Source organism: Mesorhizobium sp. LSHC420B00, assembly GCF_000503055.1.
Taxonomy (GTDB): domain Bacteria; phylum Pseudomonadota; class Alphaproteobacteria; order Rhizobiales; family Rhizobiaceae; genus Mesorhizobium.
Window position 1 is genome coordinate 21,335 of sequence record NZ_AYVY01000007.1, and the last position, 15,403, is coordinate 36,737.

Genomic DNA, 15,403 nt, shown 5'->3' on the forward strand with positions numbered 1-15,403 from the left:
AGACCCGTCTTTTATCGTCGGTCGGGTGAAAGAGCAAGCCGCCTTTTGCGGGCACCGAATACGTCAGAATGGTTTCACGATAACCAGGACGACGATGACGACCATCAGCAATGTGGGGATCTCATTGACGATCCGCCAGTGCCTTGCCGGTTTTTCATTGCGGTCTTCGGCAAATTTCCGGACGGCGCCGGCGAAATAGCCATGCACGGCCGACAGACCCACCACCGCAGCGATCTTGGCATGCAGCCAGCCGCCTTGAAAACCAAAGCCTTTCCAGGCGAGCCACAGGCCGAACGCCCAGGTAATCACCATCGCCGGATTGATGATGCCGCGCAGCAGGCGGCGCTCCATTACCTTGAAGGTCTCCGACTGGACGGAGCCTTTTTCGGCATCAGCATGATAGACCAGCAAGCGCGGCAGATAGAGCATGCCCGCCATCCAGGAGATGACGGCAATCACATGGATCGCCTTTGCCCAGGGATAGAAATCATCGGGCCCGAAGAGAAACAGCAGCCCGGCCAGCACGAGGAAAATGGCGATCGCGATTGCCGCGCGGCGCGTCGCCCCGCTACCGCTGTTCGTGCTGTTCGCATTGTCTGCGCCCATCATCGTCACGACGCGCTCCGCACCAGTTTGACCATCTGCTCGACATGCGCGAGCGGCGTCTCCGGCGTGATACCGTGGCCGAGGTTGAAGATCAGCGGCCGGTCCCCTAACACCTTCAGGATCGCCCCCACGCCGTCGGCAAGCGCCTTGCCGCCGGCCACCAGCCGCAGCGGATCGAGATTGCCTTGCACGGCGCCGTCACGCTGCAATTCCTTCGCAGTCGACAATGGCACGGCCCAGTCGAGGCCCAGCCCGGTCACGCCGGTCGTCTGGCGATAGCTCCGGTAGTGATCTCCGGCGCCTTTGGGAAAGCCGATGATCGGAACGTCGGGATGGACAGCCTTCACCTGCCGGACAATCTCGGCCACCGGCCGGACGCAGAACAACTCGAAAGACGCTTCGTCGAGCACGCCGGACCACGAATCAAAGATCTGCACCACGTCGGCGCCGGCTTCGATCTGCCGGATCAGATAGGCAGCCGAATGATCGGCGAGCACTTTCAGGAGCCGAAGAAAGGCCGCCGGCTCGCGATAGGCGAACAGCCTGGCCGGCGCCTGGTCGGGCGTACCGTGGCCGGCAATCATGTAGGTCGCCACCGTCCAGGGCGCACCGCAGAAGCCGATCAGCGTCGTTTCATCAGGCAGTCTGGCGCGCAATCGCCGCACCGTCTCGTAGACCGGCTCGAGATTCACGTGAAACGTTTCGCCGTCGAGAGCCTCGATCTCCGCAGCCGAGATCGGCGTCAACAGCGGGCCGCGTCCTTCCTCGAAGCGCACGTCGCGGCCGAGCGCATGCGGCACGACAAGGATATCGGAAAACAGGATCGATGCGTCGAAGCCGAAGCGTTCGATCGGCTGCAGCGTCACTTCGACGGCGAGATCCGGGTCGTAGCAAAGATCGAGGAACGATCCGGCCCGTCTCCTCGTCTCCCGGTATTCCGGCAGATAGCGGCCGGCTTGGCGCATAATCCAGAGCGGCGGCGGAAACGCTGCCTTGCCTCTCAACACGTCCAGCACGATCCGGTCTTGAGGCATTGAGCGCTCGCCTTTCCAGGCTTCCCTATAATTAAATATTCTATTTTTAGGAATCTTATGATTCTAAGAGTCTGTTGGTTGTGGTGGTTGTCTCCTGTCCCGCTTTGCCCTGGAAAAGACCAGCCAGCATATTGTCGCGCGCTTCTCCAACGGGATTGCAGGACTTTGTGGAAAGCCGGGAATTTCCGACTGGAGTCAATGCGTTGCCGCCAGGCCAAGGAACTTGCCCCTGTGGATGAAGCGAAGGCAAAAAGCTCCGTCCCCGGACTTGTCCCCAACCGCCCGAAGAAGCCGACAGCACATCGAATTGTGGACAAACCGGCATCTGATACAGTCGCTTGGCGGTGGCCGAGTTTTCCGCCCGGCTTATCCACATCGGCCCACAGCCTGGAATGTATCCTGTGAACAAACCGCAGAGCTTCTTTCACCTTCACCTGATTTCCGACGCCACCGGCGAAACGCTGCTGGCCGCCGGCCGCGCCGCTTCCGCGCAATACAAGGATGCGCGCGCCATCGAACACATCTACCCGCTCATCCGCACCGAAAAACAGGTGACGAAAGTGTTCGAGGACATCGAGGAGGAGCCGGGCATCATCCTCTACACCGTCGTCGACCAGAAGCTTGCCCGTGGCATCGATGAACGCTGCGCGGCGATGGGCCTGCCTTGCGTCTCGGTACTGGAGCCGGTGCTGACGGTGTTCCAGTCCTATCTCGGCACGCCGGCCGGCCGCCGCGTCGGCGCCCAGCATGTGCTGGACGCCGAATATTTTCGCCGCATCGACGCGCTCAATTTCACCATGGAGCATGATGACGGCCAGCTGCCGGCCAATATGGACGATGCCGACATCGTGCTTGTCGGCATCTCACGCACCTCGAAGACGCCGACCAGCATCTATCTCGCCAATCGCGGCATCAAGACCGCCAACATCCCGATCGTGCTCGGCGTGCCGGTGCCGGAAAGCCTGGTCTACGCCAGGAGGCCACTGATCGTCGGCCTGATCGCCACTGCCGAGCGCATCTCCCAGGTCCGGCAGAACCGCGTTCTCGGCAACAGCGCCTACGAGCCGACCGATTACGTCGACCGCGCCGCGATCGCCGAAGAGCTCGCCTACGCCCGCCAGATCTGCACACGGCATGGCTGGCCGATGATCGATGTCAGCCGCCGTTCGATCGAGGAGACGGCGGCGGCTATCGTTGCCCTGCGCGGCAAGACGCGCTAGGGCGTGTGATATTCAGGTGATGCCGGCCTGCAAACGGCGGCTTCCCCCGCTTCCGGTGCTCACGTACTTTAAGTACACTCCGCTCCGGTTCTCGGAAGCCACCACTCTCGGCGCGGCCTGCCTGAATCTCGACACACCCTAGTGAGCGCCAGAAAACGGGCGAAAAAAATGGCCGAAAAAATCATCCTTGCCTCGGGCAGCCCGTTCCGCAAGGCGCTGCTTGTCAATGCCGGCGTTGTGGTCGAAGCGGTTCCGGCTTCTGTCGACGAACGTGCGCTGGAGGCGCCGCTGCAAAATAGCGGCGTGTCGCCGGAGGACGTCGCCCTAGTGCTTGCCGAGGCCAAGGCCACCGAAGTCAGTGAGCGCAAGCCCGGCGCCCTGGTGCTCGGCTGCGACCAGACGCTGTCGCTCGGCGACGAGCTGTTCCACAAGCCGGCCGACATGGAAGGCGCGCGCCGTCATCTGTTGGCGTTGTCGGGCAAGACGCATCAGCTCAACAGTGCCGTCGTGCTGGCCCGTGACGGCCAGGTTCTGTGGCGGCATGTCGGCATCGCCAGCCTGACCATGCGCAAGCTCGATCCGGCCTTCATCGGCCGCCATCTGGCGCGCGTCGGCGCCAAGGCGTTGTCCAGCGTTGGTGCCTACCAGATCGAAGGCGAGGGCATCCAGCTGTTCGAAAAGATCGAGGGCGACTACTTCACCATTGTTGGCCTGCCGCTTTTGCCGGTGCTGGCCAAGCTGCGTGAGCTCGGGGCGATCGATGGCTGAGGCCTCGAAAAAAGCCTTCGTCACCGGCCACCCGATCGGCCATTCCAGGTCACCGAAGATCCACGGCTACTGGCTGGCGAAATACGGCATCGACGGCGTCTACGAGGCCATTGACGTTGCGCCAGAAGCGTTTGCCGAATTCCTGCAAACGCTGCAGGCACAAGGCTATAGCGGCGGCAACGTCACCATCCCGCACAAGGAGGCCGCCTTCGCATTGGCGGCGCGCCGCGACGACGCGGCCGAACAAATCGGTGCGGTCAACACACTGTGGTTTGAGGATGGCGAATTGTGGGGCGGCAATACCGATGCCCATGGCTTTGCCGCCAATCTGGACGAGTATGCACCGGGTTGGGCGGCCGACGGCCCGGCCGTTGTGCTCGGTGCCGGCGGTGCCGCTCGCGCGGTCATCCATGCGCTAAAGCAGCGCGGCGTCAACGATATCCGCATCGTGAACCGGACGCTTGCGAGGGCGCAGGAGCTGCGCGACCGCTTCGGTGCCGGCGTCTCCGCCCATGGCATGGCGGCGGCCGGTGAATTGCTCGAAGATGCCGGCCTGCTGGTCAACACGTCAGCGCTCGGCATGCATGGCAATGAAGGCCTGTCCGCCGATCCGGGCAGACTGCCCGACCGCGCCATCGTCACCGACATCGTCTATGTTCCGCTGGAAACGCCGTTGCTCGCCGCAGCCAGCGCGCGCGGCCTCAAGACCGTCGATGGGCTCGGCATGCTGCTGCACCAGGCGGTGCCCGGCTTCGAGCGCTGGTTCGGCACCAGGCCGCAGGTCACCGCCGAACTGCGGCAAATGATCATTGCCGATATCGGCGCGAAGCCATGATCGTGCTCGGCCTCACCGGATCGATCGGCATGGGCAAGTCGACCACGGCAAAGATGTTTGCCGAGGCCGGCGTGCCGGTCCATGATTCCGACGAGGCGGTGCATCGCCTCTATGCCGGCAAGGCCGCCCCAATGGTCGAGGTGGTCTTTCCCGGGACCACCCGATCCGGTGCGGTCGATCGCACAAAGTTGGCCGAACGGGTGCTCGGCGATGCCGCCGCGCTGAAACGGCTGGAAGCGATCATCCATCCGCTGGTCCGTGCCGACGCCGATGCCTTTCTGGCGCAAAATCGTGCCGCCGGCGCGCCACTTGCCGTGCTCGATATACCGCTGCTGTTCGAGACCGGCGGCCGCGATCGCGTCGACAAGGTTGTGGTCGTCACCGCGCCGGCCGAGATCCAGCGCGCCCGCGTGCTGGCGCGCCCGGGCATGAGCGAGGAAAAGTTTGCGTCGATCCTGGCCAGGCAGGTTCCCGACGCCGAAAAGCGCCGGCGCGCCGACTTCGTCGTCGACACCGGCCAGGGCTTTGACGCCGCCCGCGCGGCTGTCAATGCGATCGTCGCCGAACTAGTCGGGGATAAAGCAGCCAGGCCGGGTTAAGAGGCTTGCAGCCCACATTACTTGTTGCCATTTTGTTCCGGGTGTGATTCGGCTAGAATGACGCGGAACCAATGGACTGATTCGATGCGTGAGATCATCTTCGATACGGAAACCACCGGCCTCGACACGCGCGAGGACCGCGTCATCGAGCTTGGCGGCATCGAGCTGGTCAACCGCTTTCCGACCGGCCGCACCTTCCACAAATACATCAACCCACAAGGCCGCCCGATTCATCACGAGGCGCAGGCCGTGCACGGCATTAGCGCCGCCGATCTTCAAGGCAAGCCGACTTTCATGGAGATCGCCGAGGAGTTCCTGGCCTTCATCGACGGCGCCAAGCTGGTCGCCCATAATGCCGGCTTCGACATCGGCTTCCTCAATCTCGAATTCGGCCGGCTTGGCCATCCGGCCATCGATCCCGGACGGATCGTCGACACGCTGGCGCTGGCGCGCCGCAAGCATCCAATGGGTCCCAATTCGCTCGACGCGCTCTGCCGCCGCTATGGCATCGACAATGGCCGTCGCACCAAGCACGGCGCGTTGCTCGATTCGGAATTGCTGGCCGAGGTCTATATCGAGCTTATCGGCGGCAAGCAGGCCAGCCTCATCCTCGACAGCATCATGACGCCGGCGGGCGGACGACAGAATGTCGACGACATCGACATTTCGATCGGCGTCAGGCCCATCGCCTTGCCCTCGCGCCTGACCGATGCCGAGCGCGCTGCACACGCGGGCATGGTTGGCAGCCTCGGCGAAAAGGCGCTTTGGCTGCGCATCGGCCGGGAAGCGAGTTCCGCGGCATAGTGATTTTGAGCGGAGTGATCCGTCGCCCCCTCTGTCCTGCCCTTTTAGCCACCACTTGGCATCTCCCCCTCAGTGGGAAAGATTGGCAGTCCCAGCGCCTCGCTCATTCCTGCGACGATGAAGGATTGGCGAAGGCTGACGTGAAGTCCCGATCTCCCCACTTAAGGGGGAGATGGCCGGAAGGCCAGAGGGGGCACTGTCCCGCCAGCGGCTCATAAAAAAACCCGGCGCAAGGCGGGGTTTCTCAAACGCTATCGAGACACAAACGCCTTCAGCTCACCTTGACCTTGGCGGCGGCCTGGTCCTCGGCCAGCTTCTGCTGGAACATCTGCGCGAAATCGATCGGGTCGAGCATCAGCGGCGGGAAGCCGCCATTGCGCGTTGCCTCGGCAATGATCTGCCTGGCGAACGGGAACAGCAGCCGCGGGCATTCGATGAACAGTATCGGCAGCATGTGCTCCTGCGGGAAGCCGCTGATGGAGAAGACGCCGCCATAGACCAGTTCGACATTGAACAGCACTTCCTGGTCGAACGACGCCTTGGCATTCAGCGTCAAATTGACGTCGAACTGCTTGTCCGAAAGCGGGTTGGCGTTGACGTTGACGTTGATGGCGATGCCGGGGGCCTTGTCGCGGCCGCGCAGCGAGTTTGGCGCGCCGGGGCTTTCGAAGGACAGGTCCTTCACATATTGCGCAAGCACGTTGAGCGAAGGCTGCTCCGCATTTCCATTACCGTTGGCTGCGCCGGTCGGGGCGTCGTCGTTGCTGGCCATAAGCTGTGATCCTTTTGCCTGGGCAGCGTTGCTGACCGGATTGAAATTCGGGCGTTCGCTATCATGGCCGGCACGACAAGACAAGTTTGCAAAAGACGCCGGTTGCCTTGCGGCTACTCGTCCTTGAGGCGGCGCCACGGAGAGTCAGGCCCGCGCGCATGGTCGTCGGCGCGCGAATAGTCGCCGTCGTCGAGATCGATGGTCTTGCCGCGTTGCCTTGCCCGCAAACCAACGCCGAAATCGGTGGCCAGCACGATGCGGCCTTTCAGCATCCGCCAGGCAAGATCGCGCACCGGTGGCAGGAACAGTAGAATGCCGAAAATATCCGAGATGAAGCCGGGGATGATCAAAAGGATCGCGGCCAGAACGATCATGGCGCCGTGCGCAAGCTGGCGGCTCGGATCGTGGCCGGCATCCATTTCGGCACGGACCCTGGCCATGACGCCAAAACCCTGGTGTCGAAGGAGCAAGGCGCCGGCGACGCTCGAGGCCAGCACCAACCCGACCGTCGCCAGCGCGCCGATCTGGCGGCCGACAATGACGAAACCGGCTATCTCCAGCAGCGGAAGCGCAAGAACAAACAGGGGAAGCAGCGAGATACGCAAATCTTGACCGATCGTTTCGATGTTTTGCCGGCCGGCGAGCAATCGCCGCTGGCACCAGAGCTGTTAGATAGGTATGGCTGCCTTTGATTTGAATGATTGCGCCATGCGTTCTATATGCTTTGGATACTGAACGCTATGTGATCGCGGCCCTTGCTTGGCCGCTGGTCCGGCCAAAGCAGGGATTGATTGGCGCAAGATATGGGCTTCTTCGACTTCGGCACAATTTTCTTTCTGATTGCGGCGGTGGTGATCTTCTTCCAGCTGCGCAACGTGCTTGGCCGACGCACGGGCAACGAACGCCCGCCCTTCGATCCATATACGGCAGGGCGCAAGAACGACAAGGATGCCGCCCAGAAACCCGAGAACGTGGTTTCGCTGCCGCGCAAGCGGCTGGCGGGAGAGCCGGCGGCCGATGCCTATACGGCGATCGACGCCTTTGCCAAGCCCGACACAGATCTCAACCGGGGCCTGCGGGCGATCAAGGACAATGATCCGACCTTCGACCCGAAGACCTTCGTCGACGGCGCCAAGATGGCCTATGAGATGATCGTCATGGCCTACGCCGATGGCGACCGCAAAACCTTGAAGAACCTTTTGTCGCGCGAGGTCTATGACGGCTTTGTCGCGGCCATCGGCGACCGCGAGGCAAAAGCCGAAAAAATCCAGTCCTCCTTCGTCGGCATCGACAAGGCCGACATCGTTTCGGCCGAGATGAAGGGCAGCGAGGCGCACATCACGCTGCGCATTGTCAGCGAACTGATTTCAGCGACCCGCGACAAGGCCGGCGCCGTCATTGACGGCGATCCCGAGACCGTCGCCGAGGTCAAGGACGTCTGGACCTTCGCTCGTGACGCGCGCTCGCGCGATCCGAACTGGAAGCTCGTCGCCACCGAAGAAGAAGACTGAACTGGACGGCGGCGGGGGCTGTCGTGTCGCTTTCTCGAGTCTTCAGCGAAAAGTCCTTTGGCGAATTGCCGGGCTGGGACGAGGACGACCAACTCCCTGCCTTTGACGCCTTTCGCCGCTCGGCCTTTCATGTCCTGACGAAACCCTACCGCTCCGGCGCGCTCGGCGTCGATTTCGGCGCCTTTGCCGAAGCCTATGCCGCAGCGCGCACCGTTTCGCCGGCGAATCGGTTGGAGGCCCGAAGCTTCTTCGAGCGCTACTTTGTGCCGGCCCATATAGGGGCGGAAAACGGCGGCCCAGGCCTCGTCACCGGCTTCTACGAGCCGGAGGTCGACGCCTCGCCGGTGCGCACGCGACGATTTTCGGTGCCGTTGCTAACCCGCCCGGCCGACCTTGTCGACATCGACGATGGCAATCGTCCTTCCGGCATGGATCCTTATCTTGCCTTCGCTCGTGCGGCGCCGAACGACCCGGTCGAATATTTCGACCGCGGCGAGATCGAACGCGGCGCGCTCGCTGGACAAGGCCTGGAAATCGCCTGGCTCGCCGACAAGGTCGATGCCTTCTTCATCCACGTGCAGGGCGCGGCGCGGCTCAACATGACCGACGGGGAGCTTTGCCGCGTCACCTATGCCGCCAAATCCGGCCAGCGCTTTACCGGACCGGGCACGATCCTGAGCGACGAAGGCGAGATCCCGCTGGAAAAAGTGACGATGCAGTCGATCCGTGCCTGGCTCAAGGCGCGTCCGGAGCGCGTCGACGAGATCCTTTGGCGCAACCGCTCCTACATCTTCTTCCGCGAGATGGGCGTCGACGACCCGGAGCTCGGCCCGATCGCTGCCGCCAAGGTGCCGTTGGCACCCGGCCGCTCGATCGCCGTCGACCGACTGCTGCACACGTTCGGCACGCCCTTCCATATCGATGCGCCGTCGCTGACCGCCTTCGACGGAAAACCGTTCCGGCGGCTGATGATCGCACAGGACACCGGCTCGGCGATCACCGGGCCAGCCCGCGGCGATCTGTTCGCTGGGTCAGGCGATGCGGCCGGCGAGATCGCCGGCGTTATCCGCAACGCCGCCGATTTTTATGCGCTGATCCCCCGGTCGCTGATTTCAGGAGCAGATCGATGACCCGGCGCATCGACAGGCTGAGCGAGGACGACCGGGTTCTATGGAACCTGGTGGCGCGCACGACAAAGCCGCTGAAGGGCAAGATCGCCGTCGATATTCCCAACATTGGGCCGGAGATCGACGACGCCAGGCAGGCGCCGCCGCCAGTACAGGTCGCGGGCAATGCTGCCGCAGCCGCGAAACCGAAGGCGCAGCATGTTTCCCACGCACTCGACGAACCGACGCTGGACAAGCTGTCGAAGGGCCGGCTGCCGATCGAAGGCCGCGTCGACCTGCATGGCCTGACCCAGGACGAAGCCTATTCGCTGCTGTTTTCCTTCCTGCACCGGGCGCATGCCGGCGGCATCCGCTATGTCCTGGTAATCACCGGCAAGGGCTCCTCGTCGGGCGGCGACGGCGTCTTGCGACGCGCCGTGCCGTCATGGCTGTCGACGCCCGCCTTCCGGCCCCTTGTCTCCAGCCACGACCATGCCGCCCGCAATCATGGCGGCTCGGGCGCGCTTTACGTCCGTCTGCGGCGGGCGCGCTCTTGAGGATGCGCCCATGAGGATGCGCCCATGAGGATGTGCTCGTGACCCCGTTCGGCGAAAAGCTTCGCGTGCTGCGAAACGAGCGCGGCGTCACCCAGAAGGACATGGCCAAGGCGATCGGCGTCAGCGCAGCCTATCTCTCGGCGCTCGAACACGGCCGCCGCGGTGCGCCGAGCTGGACGCTGATCCAGAAGATCATCGGCTATTTCAACATCATTTGGGACGACGCCGAGGAACTGGCGCGGTTGGCCGAAACCTCGCATCCGCGCGTCAAGCTCGACACGTCCGGCCTTAGCCCGGCGGCGACCGAGCTTGCCAATCTCCTGGCCGACAACATCGAAAAGCTCGACGAAGCCGAGCTTCGCCGCATCATTGCGTCGCTCCGCGCCGCGCTGAACCGGCCGAAATGAGTTGCTTTGTTACTGGACCGAGCCGACCAGAACCTGCTGGCCGCCGCGGATCGAGACCCAACGGCCGGTATTGTCGATCGCCTGCCGCTTGAGGAAACGATAGCCGGTCTGGTCCCAGGAACGGACCTGGTCGGTCAGATTGTCGAGGATGTAGTCGCCCTTGTCGGTGCGCACCGTCAGCACGGCGTGGCCTTCGCCATCCGGCTTGCGCACGACGGTCATCAGCAGATCGGCAAACGAGACGCCCAGCCGGTTCAGCTCACGGCGCTTTTCCAGGACATAGTCCTCGCAGTCGCCGACACCCTTGTCGGGATAGGCCCAGACCTCGTCCTTGCCGTAGATGTCGAAGTCGCTCTCAGGCTTGACGGCGGCGTTGACCTTTACCGTGACGCTGAGCAGCTTGCGCCACAGCGAGCCGGTCATGCTGGCGGGCGACAGATCCTTCGGGCGGATCGAGCATTCCGACGGGTAGGTCTTGCAGAAATCATAATGGCCGATCGGCTGCGACGTCGGACCACCTGTTATCATCGGGCTGGCTGCCGAGGCCGAACTGGCCCAACCTGCCGCCACAGTAAGTCCAGCCAGCGCGCACAGGCGTAGCGTTCTCGCCATTGGTGAGGAAATCATTGTCCCCGCTTGTCCCTTGTTGTTAACGAAACGTTAAGGGGTATTTACAGTCGGTGTCAATTATGAGGATGGATTGATTTTTGCGGCATGGTTACCTGCGTGGCGCCAACGCGACTATTGTGCAACAGGTCGACCGGCCGCACGGCCCCGCCAACCGATGATTTTGGCATTGACCGACCTGATGCGGATTGACGGGCATCATCGCTGGTCGCCTATTTCTTGCCGGTCCTGACCAGCTTGGGCTTCACCGCAACACGGTTCTGGCGGCCGTAGCTGGTAATGAAATCGACGATGCGCGGCACGATTTCGGAGCGGAAGCGCGAGCCGTTGAACACACCGTAATGGCCGACCGCCGGCTGCATGTAATGGGCGTGCCTGTCGGCCGGAATGTTGATGCAGAGGTCGTGCGCCGCCTTGGTCTGGCCAAGGCCGGAGATGTCGTCGTTCTCGCCCTCGACGGTGAACAGGGCGACATTGCGGATCGCCGAAGGGTCGACCGCCACACCGCGATGCGTCATTTCGCCCTTGGGCAAGGCCTGGCGGACGAAGACGGTATCGACGGTCTGCAGGTAGAATTCCGCCGTCAGATCCATCACCGCCAGGTATTCGTCATAGAATTCGCGGTGCTTCTCGGCATTGTCGCCGTCATGCTTCACCAGGTGCATGAAGAAGTCTTTGTGGGCGATGATGTGGCGATCCAGGTTCATGCTCATGAAACCCGAAAGCTGCAGGAAACCGGGATAGACGTCGCGGCCGAAGCCCGGCACCGGCCAGGGCGCGCGCATGATGACGTTGTCGCGGAACCAGTCGATGCCCTTTTCCTGGGCCAGCAAATTGACCGCCGTCGGGTTGCGGCGCGTGTCGATCGGGCCGCCCATCAGCGTCATCGTCGAGGGCACGAAAGGATCGCCCTTGGCTTCCATCAGCGCCACCGCCGCCAGCACCGGCACCGACGGCTGGCACACCGCCATCACGTGGGTGTCGGGTCCCAGCGCATGCAGCATGTCGACAATGTAGTCGACATAGTCGTCGAGGTCGAAGCTGCCGTCGGCAAGCGGCACCATCCGGGCGTCGACCCAGTCGGTGATATGCACGTCCGCATAGGGCAGCATCGCCTCGGCCGTGCCGCGCAACAGCGTCGCATAGTGGCCCGACATCGGTGCGACGATTAACAGCTTCGGATCCGGCCGGCGCCCGGCCGGGACAGCCCGCTCGAAACGGACCAGATTGCAGAACGGCCGCGACCAGACGGTGCGTTCGCTGACCTCGACGGTTTTCCAGTCGACCACGGTCTTGGTCAGGCCGAATTGCGGCTTGCCGTAGCGGCGTGTCGTGCGTTCGAACAATTCGGCCGTTGCCGCGACCGAGCGGCCCCAGGACGTGTGTGAAACCGGATTGAGCGGATTGGAGTAGAACAGGCGCACCGCATCGGCATAGAGGCGGGCCGGCTGCAAGGCGGCATGGTTCAGTTCGTAAAGCTGGTAGAACATCGAGAACCCCGCTGCCGACTGCGATCGAAGGGCCGACGAGCAGCGCCGAGCCTTGTCTTGCGGGAGGTTAGCAACAATTTGCTGCGATGCAATACGTCAACTTGCGTGATTTATGCTCATTCTTTCGTCCAAGACGTTGGGAATCCGCCTTCAACGGCAACAGCCGGCTCAATGTGCACCTGCGAAGGCGTAGCCAAGGGTACGCCTATCGGTGCGATCGTCGGAGGAGGTGTCCGGCCTGGCGCTCTGACTGTTAGACGCGTGCCATGCAGACGGCGGTATGGCCCGAGCTGATGAAGCCGAGCTGGCTGGCGGCGCCCTTCGACAGATCGAGCACGCGGCCCCTGATAAACGGGCCGCGATCGTTGATGCGCACGACGACGCTGCGGCCATTGTTGCGGTTGGTCACCTTCAGCTTGGTGCCGAACGGCAGGCTGCGATGCGCTGCGGTCAGCGCCGACGGGTTCATGCGTTCGCCGGAAGCGGTTCTGGAATGCAGTGAGTACCAGGAGGCACGGCCGCACTGAGCGGCGGCGCTGGCAGTGGATGCGCCGACCATCAGGCCAACCGCGATCATGGCCGCGGCAAGCGCAGTCTGGTTGCTTTTGTTCATGTGTTGGGGACTGGCTCCGTTGACAGACCCGCAGCGGTTAGAGGCGAATGAGGCAGCAAATGCGGCAATGATCTGTCGGTTCCATGACAATGTTACACGTTTGGAGTCGGTGCGAAACAATTTGTCAGAGAGTTTCCGCAGCACGGCACAGCTTCTTTGATGATCTTTGCATCGACCTCAGCACGTCTTGCACAAGATCAGAGATTTGCATCTAAGTAGAAGTTGGCCTGACCGGGCCGCTTCTTTCGCTGTTCCATTCCGGCAGGAGCGCGGCAGATGATCGACTTGGAAAGGAGTTTTAGCAGTGAGATTGATCAAAAATCTGCTGGCGTTGATTGTGCTCGCCATCGGCGTGCTGTGGTCATTGCAAGGCATCGGCCTTATCGGCGGCAGCTTCATGACCGGCCAGTCGCAATGGCTCTATGTCGGCATCGTCACCGCGCTGGTTGGCTTGGCCGGCCTGGCCTGGGCGAACCGTTCGCGCGTTTGAGCAGGCGTCGATCCTCAGGCTCCCGCCAGAGCAGCGCACAGCGGACCTGTGGCGGCCGGTCACCGCGACCAGTATTGCCAGCCCCAGTAGAAACTTTCGTCGCGCGGCGGTAAGCGGTTGCGCTCCGCGTCCAGATGCACCGGCGTCGGCGCTTTGCGTTCGTCCTCAGGCGGCTGTTTGTCTCCGGCCTTGATCAGGCGGAGCCAATGGCCGAAACGCGCAAGCAGCACAGCGGTGGAATGGGGCATCGTCACGTCTCCGATCCGGTCACTCCCGCCCCGCCCACGGGACGAGCACCCGCTCGATCCTGCGGATGATGAATTCGAGCACGAAGGCAAAGGCCGCGATCACCAGTATGCCCATCACCACCACGTCGGTGACGAGGAACTGGGCGGCGGACTGGATCATGAAGCCGAGCCCGCGCGTCGCCGCCACCAGCTCGGCGGCAACCAGCGTCGACCAGCCGGCGCCAAGCGCGATGCGCAGGCCGGTCAGGATCGAGGGCAGTGCGCTGGGTAGGATCACGTGCCGGACAAGCTGCGTGCGGGTCGCGCCAAGCGCGCGTGCCGCATTGATGCGTTCCTGCGAGACGCCGCGAACACCCGATGCCGTCGACAGCGCGACCGGCGCCAGCATGGCGATGGCAATCACCAGGATCTTGGACGGCTCGCCAATGCCGAACCAGATAATGATTAGTGGCAGATAGGCCAGCGGCGGGATCGGCCGCAGCAATTCGAGCAGCGGATCGAAGATGCCGCGCCCTATGATGCTGATGCCGATAGCCAGCCCGATGGGAACGCCGACGAAAACGGCCGCGATCAGCGCTGCAAATACCCGCCACAGACTGGCGGCGATATGCTGGAGCAGCGTCGCGTCGACAAAGCCGTCACGGGCGACGACGACAAATTTGTTCCAGACTGCCACGGGCGACGGCAGGAAAACCGGCGACACCAATTGCAGGCGGGCCGACAGTGCCCACGCCGCCAGCACCACCAGAACAGTGATCGCGCTGACCATGCGGGCCGAAACGCGGCTGCGTCTCGGCCGCGACCGCGACCATGGCACGGACAGCGCGTCGGCTCCGTCGTCGGCCTTGGAGCGCTGCGGCCGCTCGGTATAGGAGGTAACGGTCATGCTCCCTCTCCTTCGAAGATCGCATCGGTCAGCTCGCCGCGCGCCGCGGCGAAGGCGGGATCGGCCTTGATGCTGCGAATGGCCTCGCCGGCTGCATAGCGCCGGCTGAAGCCGGTTTCGAAACTCCGCACCACCCGCCCAGGGTCGGGAGCCAGCACAATGATGCGGGTTGCGAGCACCAGCGCTTCCTCGATGCCGTGCGTCACCATCAGCACGCCGACATTGCTTGCCGTCCACAGATCGAGCAGCGTTGTCTGCATGCGTTCCCGTGTCAGCGCATCGAGCGCGCCCAGCGGCTCGTCGAGCAGCAGGAATTGCGGCTCGGCCGCCAGCGCCCGGGCCAGGCCGACGCGCTGGCGCATGCCCCCGGAAAGCTCCCAGATGCGCTTGTCGCCGGCACCGTCGAGCTTCACCAGCGCCAGCAGCGCATCGGCGCGCCGCGCCCGTTCACTTGGCCCGACGCCGCGCAGCCTGAGCGCAAAGGCGACATTTTCCCGCGCGGTCAGCCACGGAAACAGCGCGTCGTTCTGGAACACGACGGCGCGGTCCGAGCCTGGCGCCGTGATCGGCCTGCCGCCTACCGTGGCGCTGCCGCGCACAGGCTCGACCAGACCCGCAGCGACATTGAGCAGCGAGGTCTTGCCGCAGCCGGAGCGGCCGACCAGGACAACGAAGTCATCCTTGGCGACGTCAATCGACACGCGTTCGACGGCCGGCGCCGGCTGGCCTTCATAATGAATCGAGACTTTGTCGAGCAGGAGATGCGTCATGTGGCGTCGCCGATATTCTGAATCTGCAGGCAACGCGCGCGTCAGGGAAGGGAGGACGCG

General features: G+C 63.3%; 20 protein-coding genes. 10 read left to right on the forward strand and 10 right to left on the reverse strand.

The window, feature by feature from the left end; genetic code table 11:
- Nucleotides 1-63: 63 nt before the first annotated feature.
- Together hemJ and hemE are read right to left on the reverse strand one after the other, a co-directional pair.
- Nucleotides 64-606: a protoporphyrinogen oxidase HemJ gene (gene hemJ, locus X760_RS52365; RefSeq protein ID WP_084642637.1), complete on the reverse strand. Its 543-nt coding sequence runs from the start codon at nt 604-606 to the stop codon at nt 64-66.
- Between the two features lie 5 nt (nt 607-611).
- Nucleotides 612-1,640 (reverse strand): uroporphyrinogen decarboxylase, encoded by a 1,029-nt coding sequence (hemE, locus tag X760_RS52370; RefSeq protein ID WP_023718757.1) that lies wholly within the window; start codon nt 1,638-1,640, stop codon nt 612-614.
- Between the two features lie 401 nt (nt 1,641-2,041).
- Here hemE and X760_RS52375 point away from each other — a divergent pair, with 401 nt between their 5' ends.
- The 5 genes from X760_RS52375 (at nt 2,042) to dnaQ (ending at nt 5,866) form a co-directional block, all read left to right on the forward strand.
- Nucleotides 2,042-2,860: a pyruvate, water dikinase regulatory protein gene (locus X760_RS52375; RefSeq protein ID WP_023718758.1), complete on the forward strand. Its 819-nt coding sequence runs from the start codon at nt 2,042-2,044 to the stop codon at nt 2,858-2,860.
- 168 nt (nt 2,861-3,028) lie between these two features.
- Entirely contained in the window at nt 3,029-3,628 is a 600-nt protein-coding gene (locus tag X760_RS52380; protein ID WP_023718759.1) for a Maf-like protein, read from the forward strand.
- Nucleotides 3,621-4,463: a shikimate dehydrogenase gene (locus X760_RS52385; RefSeq protein WP_023718760.1), complete on the forward strand. Its 843-nt coding sequence runs from the start codon at nt 3,621-3,623 to the stop codon at nt 4,461-4,463. Before X760_RS52380 ends, X760_RS52385 begins: the two co-directional genes overlap by 8 nt.
- Nucleotides 4,460-5,062, forward strand: coding sequence for a dephospho-CoA kinase (coaE, locus tag X760_RS52390; RefSeq protein WP_023718761.1), 603 nt, complete (start codon nt 4,460-4,462; stop codon nt 5,060-5,062). The genes X760_RS52385 and coaE overlap by 4 nt, the downstream gene beginning before the upstream one ends.
- 84 nt (nt 5,063-5,146) lie before the next feature.
- A complete protein-coding gene (dnaQ, locus tag X760_RS52395) occupies nt 5,147-5,866 on the forward strand; it encodes a DNA polymerase III subunit epsilon (RefSeq protein WP_023718762.1) in 720 nt (239 codons plus the stop codon).
- A gap of 271 nt (nt 5,867-6,137) precedes the next feature.
- Here the strand turns inward: dnaQ and secB are convergent, their stop codons facing one another.
- Both secB and X760_RS52405 read right to left on the reverse strand, forming a co-directional pair.
- Nucleotides 6,138-6,638 (reverse strand): protein-export chaperone SecB, encoded by a 501-nt coding sequence (gene secB / locus X760_RS52400; RefSeq protein WP_023718763.1) that lies wholly within the window; start codon nt 6,636-6,638, stop codon nt 6,138-6,140.
- A 113-nt stretch (nt 6,639-6,751) separates the two neighbouring features.
- Nucleotides 6,752-7,243 carry an FxsA family protein gene (locus tag X760_RS52405; protein ID WP_023718764.1) on the reverse strand — a complete coding sequence of 164 codons (492 nt, stop codon included), beginning with the start codon at nt 7,241-7,243 and terminating at the stop codon, nt 6,752-6,754.
- Nucleotides 7,244-7,441: 198 nt separating this feature from the next.
- Here X760_RS52405 and X760_RS52410 point away from each other — a divergent pair, with 198 nt between their 5' ends.
- From X760_RS52410 to X760_RS52425, 4 genes are read left to right on the forward strand one after another with little or no spacing between them, the layout of a single operon-like run.
- A complete protein-coding gene (locus tag X760_RS52410; RefSeq protein ID WP_023718765.1) occupies nt 7,442-8,149 on the forward strand; it encodes a Tim44/TimA family putative adaptor protein in 708 nt (235 codons plus the stop codon).
- Nucleotides 8,150-8,172: 23 nt separating this feature from the next.
- Nucleotides 8,173-9,279 carry a murein transglycosylase A gene (locus tag X760_RS52415; protein WP_023718766.1) on the forward strand — a complete coding sequence of 369 codons (1,107 nt, stop codon included), beginning with the start codon at nt 8,173-8,175 and terminating at the stop codon, nt 9,277-9,279.
- A complete protein-coding gene (locus tag X760_RS52420) occupies nt 9,276-9,812 on the forward strand; it encodes a Smr/MutS family protein (protein ID WP_023718767.1) in 537 nt (178 codons plus the stop codon). The genes X760_RS52415 and X760_RS52420 overlap by 4 nt, the downstream gene beginning before the upstream one ends.
- Nucleotides 9,813-9,850: 38 nt before the next feature.
- Complete coding sequence (locus X760_RS52425; RefSeq protein ID WP_023718768.1) at nt 9,851-10,219, forward strand: helix-turn-helix transcriptional regulator; 369 nt, start codon at nt 9,851-9,853, stop codon at nt 10,217-10,219.
- 9 nt (nt 10,220-10,228) lie between these two features.
- Here the strand turns inward: X760_RS52425 and X760_RS52430 are convergent, their stop codons facing one another.
- The 3 genes from X760_RS52430 to X760_RS52440 form a co-directional block, all read right to left on the reverse strand.
- A complete protein-coding gene (locus X760_RS52430; RefSeq protein ID WP_023718769.1) occupies nt 10,229-10,846 on the reverse strand; it encodes a transglutaminase-like cysteine peptidase in 618 nt (205 codons plus the stop codon).
- A gap of 212 nt (nt 10,847-11,058) precedes the next feature.
- Nucleotides 11,059-12,336, reverse strand: a complete 1,278-nt coding sequence (locus X760_RS52435) for a polyhydroxyalkanoate depolymerase (RefSeq protein ID WP_023718770.1) — start codon at nt 12,334-12,336, stop codon at nt 11,059-11,061.
- Between the two features lie 253 nt (nt 12,337-12,589).
- Nucleotides 12,590-12,949: a septal ring lytic transglycosylase RlpA family protein gene (locus tag X760_RS52440; RefSeq protein WP_023718771.1), complete on the reverse strand. Its 360-nt coding sequence runs from the start codon at nt 12,947-12,949 to the stop codon at nt 12,590-12,592.
- Nucleotides 12,950-13,253: 304 nt separating this feature from the next.
- Between X760_RS52440 and X760_RS77190 the strand changes: the two genes are divergently transcribed.
- Nucleotides 13,254-13,439, forward strand: a complete 186-nt coding sequence (locus X760_RS77190; protein WP_023718772.1) for a hypothetical protein — start codon at nt 13,254-13,256, stop codon at nt 13,437-13,439.
- A 59-nt stretch (nt 13,440-13,498) separates the two neighbouring features.
- Here the strand turns inward: X760_RS77190 and X760_RS52450 are convergent, their stop codons facing one another.
- The 3 genes from X760_RS52450 to X760_RS52460 are packed head-to-tail and all read right to left on the reverse strand — an operon-like array spanning nt 13,499 to nt 15,343.
- Nucleotides 13,499-13,687 carry a hypothetical protein gene (locus X760_RS52450; RefSeq protein WP_023718773.1) on the reverse strand — a complete coding sequence of 63 codons (189 nt, stop codon included), beginning with the start codon at nt 13,685-13,687 and terminating at the stop codon, nt 13,499-13,501.
- A 19-nt stretch (nt 13,688-13,706) separates the two neighbouring features.
- Nucleotides 13,707-14,573, reverse strand: a complete 867-nt coding sequence (locus X760_RS52455) for an ABC transporter permease subunit (RefSeq protein WP_023718774.1) — start codon at nt 14,571-14,573, stop codon at nt 13,707-13,709.
- On the reverse strand, nt 14,570-15,343 hold the full coding sequence (locus X760_RS52460) for a taurine ABC transporter ATP-binding protein (RefSeq protein WP_023718775.1): 774 nt from the start codon (nt 15,341-15,343) through the stop codon (nt 14,570-14,572). The genes X760_RS52455 and X760_RS52460 overlap by 4 nt, the downstream gene beginning before the upstream one ends.
- Nucleotides 15,344-15,403 lie beyond the last annotated feature (60 nt).